Origin of the sequence: [Clostridium] scindens (assembly GCF_019597925.1) — a bacterium.
In the GTDB taxonomy this organism is placed as follows: domain Bacteria; phylum Bacillota; class Clostridia; order Lachnospirales; family Lachnospiraceae; genus Clostridium_AP.
This window is the reverse complement of record NZ_CP080442.1, coordinates 3,006,962-3,022,114: the sequence shown is the minus strand read 5'-3', so window position 1 is coordinate 3,022,114 and position 15,153 is coordinate 3,006,962. Positions and strand designations below refer to the sequence as shown.

At 46.9% G+C, this 15,153-nt stretch carries 16 protein-coding genes and 1 tRNA gene; 8 read left to right on the top strand and 9 right to left on the bottom strand.

Annotated features, from left to right (window positions below):
• The first annotated feature begins 129 nt into the window (after positions 1–129).
• Both K0036_RS14400 and K0036_RS14395 read left to right on the top strand, forming a co-directional pair.
• A complete protein-coding gene (locus K0036_RS14400) occupies positions 130–1,959 on the top strand; it encodes a putative bifunctional diguanylate cyclase/phosphodiesterase (protein WP_259283314.1) in 1,830 nt (609 codons plus the stop codon).
• Positions 1,956–2,981, top strand: a complete 1,026-nt coding sequence (locus K0036_RS14395) for an NUDIX domain-containing protein (protein ID WP_025642614.1) — start codon at positions 1,956–1,958, stop codon at positions 2,979–2,981. The genes K0036_RS14400 and K0036_RS14395 overlap by 4 nt, the downstream gene beginning before the upstream one ends.
• A gap of 74 nt (positions 2,982–3,055) precedes the next feature.
• Here the strand turns inward: K0036_RS14395 and K0036_RS14390 are convergent, their stop codons facing one another.
• The 3 genes from K0036_RS14390 to K0036_RS14380 all read right to left on the bottom strand — a co-directional run bounded on the left by K0036_RS14390 (position 3,056) and on the right by K0036_RS14380 (position 5,599).
• Complete coding sequence (locus tag K0036_RS14390; RefSeq protein ID WP_220430038.1) at positions 3,056–4,147, bottom strand: KamA family radical SAM protein; 1,092 nt, start codon at positions 4,145–4,147, stop codon at positions 3,056–3,058.
• A 154-nt stretch (positions 4,148–4,301) separates the two neighbouring features.
• Positions 4,302–5,126, bottom strand: a complete 825-nt coding sequence (locus K0036_RS14385) for a zf-HC2 domain-containing protein (RefSeq protein WP_220430037.1) — start codon at positions 5,124–5,126, stop codon at positions 4,302–4,304.
• Positions 5,123–5,599, bottom strand: a complete 477-nt coding sequence (locus tag K0036_RS14380; RefSeq protein WP_173693984.1) for an RNA polymerase sigma factor — start codon at positions 5,597–5,599, stop codon at positions 5,123–5,125. The genes K0036_RS14385 and K0036_RS14380 overlap by 4 nt, the downstream gene beginning before the upstream one ends.
• 146 nt (positions 5,600–5,745) lie before the next feature.
• Here K0036_RS14380 and trxA point away from each other — a divergent pair, with 146 nt between their 5' ends.
• A complete protein-coding gene (gene trxA / locus K0036_RS14375; protein WP_256147845.1) occupies positions 5,746–6,114 on the top strand; it encodes a thioredoxin in 369 nt (122 codons plus the stop codon).
• Between the two features lie 126 nt (positions 6,115–6,240).
• On the opposite strand, the gene K0036_RS14370 is transcribed toward trxA, so the two are convergent.
• The 4 genes from K0036_RS14370 to K0036_RS14345 all read right to left on the bottom strand — a co-directional run bounded on the left by K0036_RS14370 (position 6,241) and on the right by K0036_RS14345 (position 9,136).
• Positions 6,241–7,005 carry a MerR family transcriptional regulator gene (locus K0036_RS14370; RefSeq protein WP_173693983.1) on the bottom strand — a complete coding sequence of 255 codons (765 nt, stop codon included), beginning with the start codon at positions 7,003–7,005 and terminating at the stop codon, positions 6,241–6,243.
• Positions 7,006–7,075: 70 nt separating this feature from the next.
• Entirely contained in the window at positions 7,076–7,750 is a 675-nt protein-coding gene (locus tag K0036_RS14365; RefSeq protein ID WP_220430036.1) for a Crp/Fnr family transcriptional regulator, read from the bottom strand.
• A 90-nt stretch (positions 7,751–7,840) separates the two neighbouring features.
• Positions 7,841–8,641 carry a zf-HC2 domain-containing protein gene (locus K0036_RS19160; protein ID WP_180214009.1) on the bottom strand — a complete coding sequence of 267 codons (801 nt, stop codon included), beginning with the start codon at positions 8,639–8,641 and terminating at the stop codon, positions 7,841–7,843.
• Entirely contained in the window at positions 8,642–9,136 is a 495-nt protein-coding gene (locus K0036_RS14345) for an RNA polymerase sigma factor (protein WP_220430035.1), read from the bottom strand.
• Between the two features lie 153 nt (positions 9,137–9,289).
• On the opposite strand from K0036_RS14345, the gene K0036_RS14340 reads away from it, so the two are divergent.
• The 4 genes from K0036_RS14340 to K0036_RS14325 all read left to right on the top strand — a co-directional run bounded on the left by K0036_RS14340 (position 9,290) and on the right by K0036_RS14325 (position 13,608).
• A complete protein-coding gene (locus K0036_RS14340; RefSeq protein ID WP_029466443.1) occupies positions 9,290–9,787 on the top strand; it encodes a PH domain-containing protein in 498 nt (165 codons plus the stop codon).
• Entirely contained in the window at positions 9,777–11,264 is a 1,488-nt protein-coding gene (locus K0036_RS14335) for a PH domain-containing protein (RefSeq protein WP_244095211.1), read from the top strand. Before K0036_RS14340 ends, K0036_RS14335 begins: the two co-directional genes overlap by 11 nt.
• Positions 11,265–11,344: 80 nt before the next feature.
• Positions 11,345–12,925 carry a DEAD/DEAH box helicase gene (locus K0036_RS14330; RefSeq protein WP_025642632.1) on the top strand — a complete coding sequence of 527 codons (1,581 nt, stop codon included), beginning with the start codon at positions 11,345–11,347 and terminating at the stop codon, positions 12,923–12,925.
• A gap of 95 nt (positions 12,926–13,020) precedes the next feature.
• Entirely contained in the window at positions 13,021–13,608 is a 588-nt protein-coding gene (locus K0036_RS14325) for a nicotinate-nucleotide adenylyltransferase (RefSeq protein WP_025642633.1), read from the top strand.
• 67 nt (positions 13,609–13,675) lie between these two features.
• Here K0036_RS14325 and K0036_RS14320 read toward each other — a convergent pair whose 3' ends face one another.
• Together K0036_RS14320 and dapB are read right to left on the bottom strand one after the other, a co-directional pair.
• Complete coding sequence (locus K0036_RS14320; RefSeq protein ID WP_220430034.1) at positions 13,676–13,990, bottom strand: YbjQ family protein; 315 nt, start codon at positions 13,988–13,990, stop codon at positions 13,676–13,678.
• A 96-nt stretch (positions 13,991–14,086) separates the two neighbouring features.
• Positions 14,087–14,884 (bottom strand): 4-hydroxy-tetrahydrodipicolinate reductase, encoded by a 798-nt coding sequence (dapB, locus tag K0036_RS14315; RefSeq protein ID WP_220430033.1) that lies wholly within the window; start codon positions 14,882–14,884, stop codon positions 14,087–14,089.
• A 143-nt stretch (positions 14,885–15,027) separates the two neighbouring features.
• Here dapB and K0036_RS14310 point away from each other — a divergent pair.
• Positions 15,028–15,102, top strand: a tRNA-Pro gene (locus K0036_RS14310).
• The last annotated feature ends 51 nt before the right edge of the window (positions 15,103–15,153 follow it).

Here is a 15,153-nt window from a genome sequence, read left to right as displayed (position 1 = left end):
TAGTGATTTTTTAATAGTTTGATGGTAATATATAGGCTAAGAGGAAATTTATAAATAAACTCCTTCGGAGCGTAATATGAAAAAAAGATGAAATTTCTCCTTCCAATAGTCCTGATTATCATACTTGTTATGAGTCTTTTCTCAGCCCGGTCAATCACCCGCATCCGTAATTATGGAAAATTAATTAATTATGTAGGAATTGTACGCGGGGCTACTCAGCGAGTCATAAAACTGGAAACTAACGATAAGCCGGATGACGAATTGATAGCATACGTGGATGGCATCATGGAGGAATTGCTGACAGGCGAAGGCCAGTATGGACTTAAGAGAACCAGTTATGCAGACTTTAACAACGAGCTGGAATTATTAAATGAAAATTGGAGCCAGATTAAAAAAGAGATCTATGATGTAAGGCAAGGGGCGGATAAAGAAAGGCTTTTAAAGCAAAGCGAAGAATTGTTTGACGTGGCAAATGATACGGTATTCTCTATCCAGGAATATTCCGGACAGCGTTCGACAGCGCTTGTCAGACAGATGGTTATAACTGGAGTATTCTGCCTGATTGTCAGCATATTCGCCATAGGCTATTATGTGAGAAAGTATTTCCGGCTTCGGGAAAAGACGGCGGAACTGGCTGATCAGGCCGGGCGGGATGAACTGACCGGCGCATATGCTATCGAGCGCTTTTATGCAGAAGGTCAGGAGATCATTGATCAGAATCAGGGAGCAAAGCTAGCGGTAGTATATATCGATTTTGAGAACTTCAAATATATCAATGATGTATTCGGCTATGAGTATGGGGACAGGGTTCTGAAAGAATATGCCAGGACCCTGACAGATTCCCTGAAGGAGAATGAACTTCTCTCCCGCTCTATGGCTGACCAGTTTCTGGTCCTGCGGTGCTATGAAGACAAGCAGGACCTGCTGAATATGCAGAGGAAGATCGACCGGGATTTCATGAAGCGCGAAGTCCTTCCTGACAAGCATGTGATGGCGATCGCATGTGGAATCTGCTGTATTGAAGATACCATTGAAAAACTGGATATAAGGGGATTTGTCAATCGGGCGAATTATGCCCAGAAGACCATCAAGAACGCGCCAGGCAGCAACTATGCGTTCTATAATGAAAGCATTCGCGAGCAGATGTTCCGGGAAATCCATATTGCGGACCGTATGGGAAGCGCGCTTGCGGCGGGCGAATTCATCGTTTATTTCCAGCCGAAGGTGTCACCCTATACAGGAGAGATCGAGGCCGCGGAGGCCCTGGTACGCTGGAAGACTTCGGAAGGCAAGATGATAATGCCGGGAGAGTTCATTCCTGTATTCGAAAAGGAGCATCTGATCGGACGTCTGGATCAGTATGTTTTTGAAGAGGTGTGCAGATTCATGCAGGATAGATATCGGGAGGGAGCCAGGGTAGTTCCGGTATCCGTTAATGTATCAAAGATCCGATTCTATACGGCGGATTTTGTCAAGAATTATGCCGCGATTAAAGAGCGGTACCAGATACCCGATGGCATGCTGGAGATCGAGTTTACAGAAACGGTGGCCTGCGAGAGCCAGGACTATATGCTTGAGATTATAAAGGAATTGCATGACAATGGCTTTCAGTGCAGCATGGATGATTTTGGCACCGGGTATTCTTCGCTTGGGATGTTGAAGGATTTGGAAATAGACGTGTTAAAATTAGATGCCCTGTTCTTCCGGGGCAACCCGGACAGCAAAAAGGAGCAGCTGATCGTAAAAGGCATTCTCGGAATAATCAAGGAATTGGATATTAAGTCTGTAGCCGAGGGCATTGAGACGAAGAAACAGTTGGAATTCTTAAAGGAGTGCGGATGCGACTTGATACAAGGATACTATTATTATAAGCCCATGCCTGGCGAGGAATTCAGGAAACTATTGATTGGCCGGCAAGACGTCTCCCTTGCGTCTGGAAACGAAGGAGGAAACAGATGAAACTAAGCACGCTATGCTACATCGAGCAGGACGGGCGTTATCTGATGCTGCACCGAACCGTAAAGAAAAACGATGTAAATAAAGATAAGTGGATTGGCGTAGGGGGCCACTTCGAACAGGATGAAAGCCCGGAAGAGTGCCTGCTAAGAGAAGTATGGGAAGAGACCGGATACACGCTTACGTCTTACCGTTACAGAGGACTTGTAACTTTCGTATCCGGCAATGGGGTTACCGAATACATGTCCCTGTTTACCGCGGACGGCTTTGTAGGCGAGCCGATTCCATGTGATGAGGGGGAATTGGAATGGGTGGACATTGAAGATGTATGGAACTTAAACATCTGGGAAGGGGATAAGATCTTCTTCCGGCTGATGGATGAAGAAGAGGAGTTCTTTTCCCTGAAACTGGTTTATGACGGACATGACAAGCTGGTATCTGCCGCGTTGAACGGAAAGCCAATGGAATTATTCGATATACTTAACCCGGACGGCTCTAAGACCGGAATCGTGAGAGAGCGGGGCGTTGCCCACCGGGAAGGAAGCCTTCATGCCACCGCGCATATCTGGGTGGTAAGAAAGAACCACAAGAGCGGGTATGACGTGCTGCTTCAAAAGAGAAGCGCTTGCAAGGATTCCAATCCAGGATGTTATGACATCTCGTCCGCAGGCCATGTGGCTTCGGGGGATACAGTGATAGAATCGGCAGTCAGGGAGATAAAAGAGGAACTAGGCATCACGGCGTCAGAAGAAGAACTGCATTATGTAGGCGTACATCATGGAGCCTTTGAGGATGTATTTTACGGCAGGATGTTCCGGGACAACGAGCTTAGTTCGGTCTATGTGTATACGGAGCCCGTAGAGATAGAGGAACTGACCTTGCAGGAGTCGGAAGTAGAAGAAGTCATCTGGATGGATTACGAGGAATGCATGCAAGAGGTTCAGGAGGGGACTCTTGCGAATTGCATATATGAAGAGGAATTCAGAATGGTAGGAGAGTATTTGAAAGAGTATTCTAAAGAGTAGGAAACGTGCCGGAAGCATGGTATCAGACATGCTTCCGGCACGCTTTTTATGCGAATTATGGACTCCTGGCATTTCTACTCGATCCAGCAGATATCCGGCCCCACCTCTCTTTGAAACACCCGCCCCAGATTATCAGAGTCCTTGGCCTGGTGATATTTGAACACCATCTGCCCGGCATCGGTCCGTCCCAGAATCTCAATCTTGCCGTCCGGATTAGACGGAACATAGCGGAAGCATTTCCCATTGCCATTCTGCATGGCCTTCGCCTGCTCTATGATATCATAGCCAGCCTGTAAGGGAACCTGGAATTGGTTCATCACACCGGTCACCGGCCTGCATTGGAAGATGTAGTAAGGGATGATCCCAAGTTCTGTGAAGCGCCGGAAAAGCAGGGCAAGTGTTTCGGGACAGTCATTGACTCCTTTTAAAAGAACCGTCTGGTTTTTGACGATCAGGCCGAGGCCTTGCAGGCATCTTACGGCACTTATAGAATCTTCTGTTAATTCTCTGGGGTGATTGAACTGTGTCACGATATAGATCTGTTTCTTACGCCCATATTCCTGAAGAATGTCCTGCAATCTGGAATCTTCCAGTATACGCTGGGGGAAGACGACAGGGGTCTTGGTTCCGAACCGGATATAATCAAGATGACCGATAGCGGTAAGCGAATCCAGGTATTCCCTGATGACGTCCGTATTCAACAGGAAGGAGTCTCCTCCTGAGATGAGAACATTGGTAATTTCCTTATGTTCCCGTATATAGGACATGGCTTCCCTAATATCTGCCACGACCTCTTGCGTGCCGCTTCCCACCATACGCTTGCGAAAGCAGTATCTGCAGTACATGGCGCAGCGGTTCGTGGAAAGCAGCAGTACCGTTTGCGGATACTTATGCTGAAGTCCCTGCAGTTTTGTATTGGAACTTTCGCCGCTGGTGTCGAATGTGCCGGCAAGATCCATTTCCAGGAAGGAGGGAATGCACATCTTCCGGATAGGGTCATCGGCATCATCTGGATTGACAAGAGACAGATAGTAACGTGGAATGGACATGGGATATTTGTTCAGCACTTTTGACGCAATATCTCCATATTCTTTGATCTGTGGGATCGATGCTGATAATTCATCCAGAGTAGTGACATTGTCTGCCAGTATTTTTTCCCATCTCATATTGCACCTCCTTAATACGGATACTCGGGGTTGCTGTTGTCTAAGTATAGCATAAAATGGAGGCAAATTTTAAGAAATATTTTATGAACTAATATTAAAATTCTGTGTATACAGATGCAGGATAACAGTTCGGTGGTCTGGTGGCTGGAGTTTACTATTCTTTAAAATCGAAGATGAGCACATTTTCTTCCGGGTCATAATATTCATTTGGCTCTTGGCTTTCTTCAGCGGCCACTTTCTTTTCGACTGACAGAGGAGCATCCTTGATGTCCTGGCCTTCTTTCCAGATGAGTTTCCGCTCGCCTTTTTTACCTTCATAATAGATGGAAGTGCTGTAATGGATTACGGTTTGGTTCTCTTCATCTATGGAGGCGGCAGAGTCCACTTCTTCCTTAAGCGGCAGTACATAAGACGTTTCCGTGAAAGAAGCGGTATTGGACCAGAATTCTTCCCATCTGGAGCGCCGCAGCGAAAGAATGGACTTGCCATCATCATAAGTCTGGTCGTACTTTTGTGTCGGCACGTCTATCCAGTAGGATGAGATGCTAAAAGGCTTCTCGCTCTTAAGCGTACAGAAGATGCGCCCGTCTTTCAGCCGGTATAACTGGGTTGGCTCAATATAATCGGAAGCAATACGCTTGTCAAATAAAGGCAGTTTTTGGATGCCTTCGCCGATTGGAGTGTTATCCCAGATCGCGCAGAATGCCAGAACTGCCAGCAGAAGAATTCCACAGGCCAGCAGTTTCTGTCGGGCGATCTTGTGCTGGATCCGCTGGATGAATCGGATCTCGTCTATGGCCGTGTCCTCAGAAGAAGGCTCCATAGGCGGCAGTTCCCCGTGGAGGGACTCCAGATATTCCCGGCAGTCTTCGCATTCTATAAGATGTTCTTCAATCAGGTCTTTGCTTTTTTCGCTGCAGATATTATCTTCATATAACGGCAGCAGATCTTTAATTATATCGCAGTCTGTCTTGCTCATATCATTACCTCCTTGATTTTCAGCCTGGCACGGTGATAAGTAACTCTGGCCCAGGTCTCCTGCTTGCCGAAGATTTCCCCGATCTCCCGGAAGCTTAAGTCTCCCAGAACACGAAGGATGAATACCTCTTTATAAGGTTCCTCCAGGCAGTGCAGAATCTTATAAATCGATAGGGCTTCGTCTTTGCGGATGCACATGCTTTCAATATCCGAGTCATCGGGAAACTGTTCAAGACCATCCGTATGGACTGCTTTTTTCTTGCGCGTATAGGAGATGTATAGATTCTTGGCAATCTGGCACAGCCAGGACTTGACGGAACAGTTTCCCTGGAAATGCTTGATTTCCTTTAGCGCCTTGAAGAACGTATCCTGGGTAATCTCTTCCGCGATATGCGGATCCTTGCTCATAGCCAGCACGAACAGATATACATCCTTGAAAAAGCGCTTATATATTTCATCAAATTCCAGTTCCATTCCGTCACCTCCCCTCGCTTGTCCATTAGACGCATGACTGCTTGATTCGTTACAACCAATATAACATTTTTTTCTGTTTTAGTGGATTATAAATAAAATTTACAAAATGTGACTGAATCACAGATTTTCTTTTTAAATAGGGTATAATAGAATCATCAAAGCAAACAAATACTCGAAAGAGTACATTGAAAGAAAGGATGATAGATATGGCAGCAGCTCATTTGACAAAGGAAACATTTAACGAGGAAGTATTACAGGCGAAGGAACCGGTGCTGGTTGATTTCTGGGCTACCTGGTGCGGACCATGCCAGATGGTATTGCCAATTATAGAAGAGTTGGCAGGAGAGGTCAAAGACGCGAAGATCTGCAAGGTGAACGTGGATGAGCAGCCGGAACTGGCCAAAGAGTACAGGGTAATGTCGATACCGACTCTTATGGTATTTAAAGACGGCAAGCCGGTGAAAAGGGAAGTAGGGGCAAAGTCCAAAGCAGAGATATTAGAGATGTTAAAATAAAGAGTTCGGATATAAAATTGGCAGATTGTTTAAAATGGACATAATACAGGCAGCGGCAGGAAATCCTTCTATGGGAGCCTGTACCGCTGCCTGCCTGTCGTTGTATTAGGCCTGTCATCTAAACCATCATGCTATGTGGGCACAGATGGCGTCCCGAAGAAACTTGGCGCATCCCGGGAGTTCTTTGTCATAATAGGATTGAAACCGTTCATCCGCCACGTACATTTCCGCCAGCCCCAGATGAGCCTTGGGGTCATAGGATGGCCATGTGTAAGCCAGCCACTCTTTGTGCATCATGGCAATATCCCTGCCGACGGCATCTGATGCAGACGCGCCGGAAGTTACGGCGTCTTTCAGCGCCTCGAGAATCTTTCCTTCTAATTCTTTCATGGCATAATACTCCTTTGCTGTGAGATTCAGCATGTTCTGATTGCTGTTTTCAATCGTTTTGTCACCATACTTTTCACGGAGTTCCTTTCCATATTTCTCTTCGTTTTCTTCGATTAATTCCCTTTTCAGCGCGGCAAATTTTTCCTGGTCTGTCATGCGTATCTTCCCTTCTTCCATTTGAATCGTCTTTTTCACAGTTTCAATCAGAAGCCTTAGATTCTGCTCCTCCTTGTATAAATGGTCGAGATGCGCCCGTAGCGCTTCCAGCGGGTTGAAGGCAGGATCCTTGATTATTCCTTCAATCGTGGAAAGTTCCAGTCCCATTCGTCTGTAGAACAATATCTGCCAAAGTACGTCTACCTCTTCCTTGCCATATATGCGGTAGCCCGAATCCGGAGCGCGTCTGGGTACAAGGAGCCCGATCTGGTCATAGTAGCGCAGCGTGCGGGGGCTGATGCCGGCAATGTCAGCCAGCTGGGTAACCGTATAGCCATGTTTCATAAGACTTCCTCCTTTGGTCAGTTCCTGACAAAGCCAGTGTAACTGTTTACGCGGCGTTAAGGTCAAGGGTTCAGGCCAGATTTTTTAATTTATTTTTATCAAGGATTTTTACGGTTCCTCTGGAAAGTTCTACATAACCTTCGCTTGAGAAGTATTTGAGCATTCTGGTGACAACCTCACGGGCGCTTCCCATCAGACGGGCAATCTGCTCATGAGTCATCTTGATCTCTTGTGAATGCAGGGCCGCGGCCTCATCCAGCAGGAAGATGGCCAGGCGCCTGTCAAAACTCATAAAGAGAATCTGCTGCATGGCCCACATTACATCGGAGAACCGCTCGGTTGCCATCTTATACGCAAAGCATTCGGCATAAATATTCTGATTCATGACGGATGAGATGGAGGCGGAGCTAACCTGGATGACTTCGCTTGCCTCCACGGCATCGATGTATACATCAAACGTGATGGACTTTAAGACGCAGGAGGCGGACAAGACGCATACTTCTCCGCTGTAGATACGGTACAGGGTAATCTCGCGTCCTTCCTCCGAAAGCATATAGACCCGAAGAGAGCCGGATTTGACCAGCAGCATGCCGACGCACTGTGAATTGTCACTGTGCACGTTGCTGTTTTTAGCGTATTTCATGAGGGAAGAGCCGGACTTAAGCAGTTCCTTCTGGTTGCCGTTAAGTTGATCCCAGAAAGGGAGGGATTCTTGCAATATAGTGGTATCTGTCTCTGTGAGCATGGAACATCCTTCTTTCTACGTATGATTGATTTTATCCTAAGTATAGCATAAGAAGGAAGCGCTGCAAGAATAAAATGATATCTTGCTATTTTATGGCTCTAGGGTTATAGGATAAGCGAATGGTTCCCAATCGAGTTCCTGTGAGTTCTTGTACTCTTCTTTGACTTTCTGCTCAATCTCTCTGGGAGCAGGATCGACCTTCTGGCCTTCTTCCCAGATCATAAGCCGGTCATCGTCAGATTTGCCTCTATAATAGATGGAGGCGCAGGAGTGGGTATACTGGGCGGCATAAGAAGAAGGGCTTTTCTCTTCCTTCGGAAAGATGAAGCTGATTTCATCCTGGTAAAAATAGAGGCTGCCAAGGTGTTCAAATGGCTGCGGATAGCCAAAATGAAGTTCATACCATCCCTTGTCATAATCTACATTCTCTTTTCCGGAAGGTACCTGAAGCATATCGTACCGGACATCTGTAAATTTCTCTTTGGTTTTCAGCGTACAATAGAGATCCCCATTCTTAAGTTCATAAAGTTCTGTAACCTGGACATCATCGGCAGGAACGGAATAAATCCAGGGCGCCAGGCACTGGGACCATACATAGTCCGCTGCAAACAGCAGCAGCAGGACCAGGCCAAGGATCATCAGATGCCGGGAGGTAAGCTTGCGTTTCAGGGTCTTGATGGAACGCACAGCCCGCTCATTGGCTGATTTGAGAGAATCTTCATCTTCTATCTTGATATCAGGAAGCGGAGCTTTCGTTTTTTCATAGAGGATACGGCAATCCTCGCATTCCTGGATGTGCTCTTCTACCAGCTTCCTGCTTTCAGCGCTTATTACATCGTCCTCATACAAAACCATGAGATCTTGGATGACGGCGCAAGGTATTTTGCTCATTTACTGCACCTCCTTGATAAGTTCTTGGATTTTCAACTTTGCTCTGTGATAGGTCACGCGCGCCCATCCTTCCTTGTGTCCGAAGATTTCTCCAATCTCCTTGAAGGACAAGGCGCCCAGGGTGCGGAGGGTGAATACTTCTTTATAAGGATCTTCCAGGCAGTGGAGGACCTTATAGATCGAAAGGCTTTCGTCCCGGCGGATGCAGATGGCCTCGGTATTTTCCTGGGAAGGCGTGTCAGCGCAAGGTTCCGGGATTGCCTCGGCGTGGGCAAGGTGCTTCTGCTTTTTCAGATGCGACAGGTAGGTATTCTTGCCGATCTGGCACAGCCAAGTCTTGATCGAGCAGTCGCCTTTGAATTTATTGATGTTCTTCAAAGCCTTGAAGAAAGTCTCCTGGGTAATCTCCTCTGCGATATCCGGATTCTTGCTGAGTGCCAGGATGAAGAGATAGACATCATTAAAATATAAGCTGTATATTTCCTCGAATTCCACTGCACCTCACCTCCTTCTATGGATTGGACTCCCCACGGAATATTTCGTTACAGAAATAATAAGATCATTATAACAAAAATTTTTCTGGATTAATACGGACAGATACATTACAATATTACCATCCATAATATACCAGACAGAAGGAGTATTCGTATGAAGTATGAAAAGTTATCAAAACGGGCACTGGGATGCATGTATGTGGCAACGGCGCTTGCGAGCGTGATCGCGCTTGCGGTGATCGGCGCGGTCAATTGGCTGTGGATATTTCCAAAGGATATGGATATGCTGAAGGCAGTGTCCCTGGCGCTTGTGATCCTGACCTTATTCGATGCGCTGGCGAGCCCCTATTTCCGATATCACAGATACCGGTACAGTATTAATGAAGAGTGCATTGACATCAAGGAAGGATACCTGTTTGTAAAGCGTAATATAGTTCCTATAGAAAGACTCCACAAGCTGCAGACCTTGAAGGGGCCGATAGACCAGATGTTCAAAGTGGCAAAGGTGGTGGTGACCACCGCAGGCGGCGATGTCACGATCCGGTTTCTGGAGGAAGAGAAGGCAGAACAGATAGCGGAGAATCTAAGGGGCAGAATCAACGAGATCGTTGTCAGCCAGAGGGAAGAGGATGGGGAAGAAGATGGAGAATAACATAAGATTCCGAAATCATATTTCTATTGTGGCAGAACGCCTGGGACGGGTTCTTCTATTAGTTTTTGTCGCCGCGATCAGCGGCCTGGCGCAGAATGTAAAGGCTCTGGCCAATAGTTCGGGAATGGATGCAAAAGATGCGAAAGTTATCTTGCTTGCCTGCGGCGCGGTCCTCCTGCTGCTGGCAATTGGGGCGGCATGGCAGTTGATTGTCTGGTCGAAAACTTATATTTCCATCTATGACAATACCATCGTGATCGAGAGAAATACGCTGAACCGGAAGAAGGATACGATAGGGATCAAGAATATATCCAATGTGAATATGGAACGGAACCTATTCGAGATGCTGGCGGGGACCAGCAAGATAAAGCTGGATACAAACAGCATGTCAACAGCCAACAAGACGGATGTTACGATCGTCCTTAAGAAAAAGGATGCCCAGTCGCTGCGCCAATATCTTATGGATCTGATGGAAGCGTCCGGGGAGGAAAGCATAAAGGAAAGGAAGGCGGATGCAGAGCAGATGCAGTACGATGTGGAGGCGTCTCTTGGAGATATGATCGTCCATGGACTCTTTTCCATCAACCTGTTCTCTCTGCTGGTTCTTCTGGGATGTGCCGTCGGCATGGCGGAAGTAGTATCAGATACGCTGGGCCAGGGATTCGCCGGAAAAAGCATTATGGGAATCCTGGCGAGCATTCTGGTGATGGCCACCGTATTTATGTCAGCATTGTGGGATATTATCAAAGGATTTGTCAAATACTATAATTTCAAAGTAAAGAGAATAGAAGACCGGCTGTATATCCGTTACGGATTCTTGAAAAAGGTAAGTTATACCATACCAGTGGACAAGATCAATGCATTGAAGCTGACCCAGTCGCTTCTTGGACGGATGTCACACCGATATATGGCAGAGATCGTGAACGTCGGGATGGGAGATGACGAAGCGGAGAAGCAGTCCTTCCTGCTGCTCTACAGTAAGAAAGAAGTGCTGGATGCTAAACTGCATAGTCTTCTGCCGGAATTTGAAGAGGCAGTCAGAACGCCCGTATCCAGACAGCCAAAGGGGACCCTGGCAGCCTGGATGATGCCTCTGCTGGCTTACTGCGCGGCTGTGGCAGGCGTAGCGGGGACCTTAGCAGAGTTGCTGCCCCGCTACAGAGGATGGATAGGGGCAGGAATGGCAGGGCTCATCGCCTTAGCGATCTTCTTGATGGCGCTTCGGTATGCTACCGCAGGCTTTGCCGTGGGCAAGGAATGCGTAATCCTGGCAAACGGCTATTTCCGCCGCTGCCTATCCTATGTGTCTTATGAGAAGATTCAGCATGTCCAGCTGGAGCAGAATTTTATCGCGAAACGCATGGGAATCCAGAAAGGCAGTCTGTATCTTCTGGCCAGCGCAGATAGCCGGGTGCAGGGAATTCCATATTTTCCGAAAAAAGAAGTAGACATAATCAAGTCAAATATGATATCATAGTATGGAAACTGTGTGAGTACTCTTTACTTGGGTTCAGGTAAAGAGTATTTTTTTTGAGATTTGAAAGGAATATGTAATTAATGGAAGAAGCAAGATTTGAAGATCTGGGATTATGCCCGGAGATTATGAAAGCAGTAAAGAACATGGGATTTGAAGAGGCGTCACCAATCCAGGCGAAGGCGATTCCGGCTATGATGGAGGGAAAAGACATCATCGGCCAGGCCCAGACCGGAACAGGAAAGACGGCAGCATTTGGAATTCCCCTGCTGGAAAAGATAGATCCCAAGAATAAGAAACTACAGGCCATCGTTCTGTGCCCTACCAGGGAACTGGCTATCCAGGTGGCGGAAGAAATCCGGAATCTGGCCAAATATATGCATGCGATCAAGGTGCTGCCGATCTATGGAGGACAGGAGATTGTTAAGCAGATCCGTTCATTAAAAAGCGGTACGCAGCTGATTATTGGAACACCCGGACGCGTGATGGATCATATGAGAAGAAAGACGGTAAAGATGGAGAACATCCATACCGTAGTCCTGGATGAGGCAGATGAGATGCTGAACATGGGATTCAGGGAAGATATTGAGACGATTCTGGAAGGCGTGCCCGAAGAGCGTCAGACCGTTCTTTTCTCTGCGACCATGCCAAAGCCGATTCTGGATATCACTAAGAGATTCCAGAAGAACGCTGAATTGATCAAGGTTACCAAAAAAGAACTGACAGTTCCAAATATTGAACAGTTCTACTACGAAGTAAAGCCGAAGAATAAAGAGGAAGTGCTCTCCAGGCTTCTCGACATTTACAATCCGAAACTTTCCGTTATCTTCTGTAATACGAAGAAACAGGTTGACCTGCTGGTAAATGGGCTTCTGGGAAGAGGCTATTTTGCGGCCGGACTTCACGGAGATATGAAGCAGGCGCAGAGAGACCGCGTCATGGAAGGGTTCCGGAAAGGAAAGACAGAGATCCTGGTGGCTACAGATGTGGCAGCCAGGGGCATTGACGTTGAAGAAGTAGAGGCAGTATTCAATTATGATCTTCCGCAGGATGATGAGTATTACGTGCATAGAATCGGAAGGACAGGGCGTGCAGGACGTGTCGGCCGTTCCTTCTCATTCGTGACCGGCAAGGAAGTATACAAGCTTAAGGAAATCCAGAGATATTGCAAGACTAAGATATATGCACAGAAAGTGCCGTCTCTTGACGATGTTGCCAATACGAAGATGGATAAGCTGATGGAAACCATCAACCGGATTATCGAGGAAGAGGACCTTACCACATATTTCCAGATGATTCAGGCGGAAGTAAACGATTCAGACTATACCAGCATGGATATTGCAGCCGCGCTTTTGAAACTGTGTTCAGGAACCAAGGAAGAAGACAGTGCAGATATGTTCGAGGATACAGGAGCAGAGGAGCCAGGAATGGTACGACTGTTCATCAATATTGGCAAAAAGCATAAAGCGAAGCCGGGCGATATTCTGGGCGCGCTGGCAGGAGAGAGCGGATTGCCGGGCAAGGTAGTGGGGACTATCGATATGTATGATAAGTATACCTTCGTAGAAGTGCCAAGAGAATACGCCAGGGATATCCTGAATGCGATGGATCATGCCAAGATCAAAGGAAAGTCCGTAGCAGTGGAGCCTGCCAACCAGAAATAGTGCTTGCAATCAAAAGATGTATCAGAGTATACTAAAAGTGCAATAATAAGGATGAATCTAAGAGGGGCTTTTACCCGAAAAAGGGGAGAATACGTATGATTGAAACCGGAGTAATACATGGGAGATTCCAGGTACTCCACCTGAAGCATATGGAGTATATCCTGGCAGCCAAGATGCGCTGCAGGAAATTATACATTGGCATTACGAACCCAGACAGCATGCATACCAGAGATTCGGTCAATGATATCAACCGTTCGGCCAAATCGGCCAACCCGCTTACCTATTTTGAACGCTATGAGATGATACGGGGAGCCATGCAGGAGTTCCGGGTTCCGGAATCCGAGTATGACGTGATTCCGTTTCCGATCAGCTGTCCCGAGTATATTCTCCAGTATGCGCCCAAAGAGGCCGTATACTATATGGGACTGTGTGACGAATGGGATGAGGAGAAATACAAGATTTTAAGAAGCCTTGGACTGGACGTGGAGGTTCTGTGGAGAAAGACGCCGGAAGAAAAAGGCGTGACCGCCTCCTGGATCAGAAGCTGCATCGCCACTGACCAGGAATGGGCTCATCTGGTACCCAAAAGCGTATATCGTTATCTGACGGAAAACCATCTGGATGAGCGAATCAAGCGATTGGAAAAAATGCGGATGGACGAAAAGGATATTAACCTGATGTGAATAGATAAGGACGCATAACACGAAATTAAAGTGTTATGCGTCCTTATCTTTATTCCTTGGCGTATGCCTATTCCACAAACTTAACTGCCGTGCCGTATGCCATAACCTCTGCCGCGCCCTGCATGACAGCGCTGGAAGCATAGCGGATGTTGACCACCGCGTCCGCGCCCATGGCTTCCGCGTCCGCGCACATGCGCTTGGTAGCAATGGCCCTTGCCTCATTCATCATCTCTGTATAGGATGTAAGCTCGCCGCCTACCAGAGTCTTGAAACTGTTCATGATATCCTTTCCAAAATGAACAGACTGGATCATGGTTCCTCTTACGAGGCCGATCATTTCAAAATTCTTACCTGAGATATAATCCGTATTTACTAAGATCATTGTATAGTCCTCCTTTGGATAATGCATAATTGTATTATTTGATTAATACAATTATACTTCTTCACTCGTCAGATTGCAAGAAGATTTTATGATTTATTATAAGTTTAATACATCCTTAATCGTGTAGAAGCCCGGCTCCTTGTCTGCCAGGAATGCGGCACAGTCGCATGCGCCTCTTGCAAAGCATTCCCAGTTGTAAGAGTGGTGGGTAATTTCAAGGCGTTCGCCCATGCCGCCGAAGAATACGGTGTGGCTGCTTGGGATATTCCCTGCACGCAGGGAGTGATAGCCAATCGTGCCAGGTTCTCTGGGCGATACGCCCTCCCGTCCGTATACGGCGACATCTTTTAATTCCTTGCCAAGAGCGTGGGCCATGATTTCTCCCATTTCCCTGGAAGTGCCGCTGGGAGCATCCTTTTTCCACTGGTCATGCATTTCCAGAATCTCGATATCAATCTCGTCTTTTAGGGTCGTGGCTACCAGTTCCAGCAATTTATTCATAATATTGACTAATTTGGAAGTATTGGCGGCATACAGCATAGGGATCACTTTGGAGGCATCCATAAAGCGCTGCATTTCGTCTTCGGTAAATCCGGTGGTACCGCATACAAGTGCCTTTTTGTGGGAGATAGCAAGAGACAGCACGTCCATAGCCATCTCCTTCGTGGAGAAATCTATAATGACATCACAGCCGTCAATAACGCTTTCCAAGTCATCGGTAACAGGGACGCCCAGCTCGCGGCCGACCATGGCGACTGTTCCCAGGTCTTTTCCTATGTATTCGCGATCCTTTGGCCCGATACCGGCTACCAGTTCCATGTCATCCCTGGCCGCCGCCACCTGCGTGATTAATTTCCCCATTTTTCCCCGTGGTCCTACAACGATTACTTTCATAATATAAGCTCCTTTCACATACAATGAAATACCTGATATAAACTATGATTATTGTACCATAGAAATGGGAATTATAAAAAGGATTCATAAAAAAGAAAAATAATACTTGCAATCTTCGACGCGATTCGATAGAATATCTCTAGCGGGGTATGGCTCAGTTTGGTCAGAGCGCACGGCTGGGGGCCGTGAGGTCGCAGGTTCGAATCCTGTTACCCCGACTTCATAAGGCATAACTTCTAGAATTAGGAGTTATGCTTTTTTTGTGCGAC

Bases quoted from the DNA above. Each gene is read 5' to 3' on its own strand.
- K0036_RS14385 (WP_220430037.1), bottom strand. From the start codon at position 5,126: ATGAGCAAGACAGACTGCGATATAATTAAAGATCTGCTGCCGTTATAT.
- K0036_RS14365 (WP_220430036.1), bottom strand. From the start codon at position 7,750: ATGCTCACAGAGACAGATACCACTATATTGCAAGAATCCCTCCCTTTC.
- K0036_RS14370 (WP_173693983.1), bottom strand. From the start codon at position 7,005: ATGAAACATGGCTATACGGTTACCCAGCTGGCTGACATTGCCGGCATC.
- dapB (WP_220430033.1), bottom strand. From the start codon at position 14,884: ATGAAAGTAATCGTTGTAGGACCACGGGGAAAAATGGGGAAATTAATC.
- K0036_RS14320 (WP_220430034.1), bottom strand. From the start codon at position 13,990: ATGATCTTAGTAAATACGGATTATATCTCAGGTAAGAATTTTGAAATG.
- K0036_RS14330 (WP_025642632.1), top strand. From the start codon at position 11,345: ATGGAAGAAGCAAGATTTGAAGATCTGGGATTATGCCCGGAGATTATG.
- K0036_RS14325 (WP_025642633.1), top strand. From the start codon at position 13,021: ATGATTGAAACCGGAGTAATACATGGGAGATTCCAGGTACTCCACCTG.
- K0036_RS14390 (WP_220430038.1), bottom strand. From the start codon at position 4,147: ATGAGATGGGAAAAAATACTGGCAGACAATGTCACTACTCTGGATGAA.
- K0036_RS19160 (WP_180214009.1), bottom strand. From the start codon at position 8,641: ATGAGCAAAATACCTTGCGCCGTCATCCAAGATCTCATGGTTTTGTAT.
- K0036_RS14335 (WP_244095211.1), top strand. From the start codon at position 9,777: ATGGAGAATAACATAAGATTCCGAAATCATATTTCTATTGTGGCAGAA.
- K0036_RS14380 (WP_173693984.1), bottom strand. From the start codon at position 5,599: ATGGAACTGGAATTTGATGAAATATATAAGCGCTTTTTCAAGGATGTA.
- K0036_RS14395 (WP_025642614.1), top strand. From the start codon at position 1,956: ATGAAACTAAGCACGCTATGCTACATCGAGCAGGACGGGCGTTATCTG.
- K0036_RS14400 (WP_259283314.1), top strand. From the start codon at position 130: ATGAGTCTTTTCTCAGCCCGGTCAATCACCCGCATCCGTAATTATGGA.
- K0036_RS14340 (WP_029466443.1), top strand. From the start codon at position 9,290: ATGAAGTATGAAAAGTTATCAAAACGGGCACTGGGATGCATGTATGTG.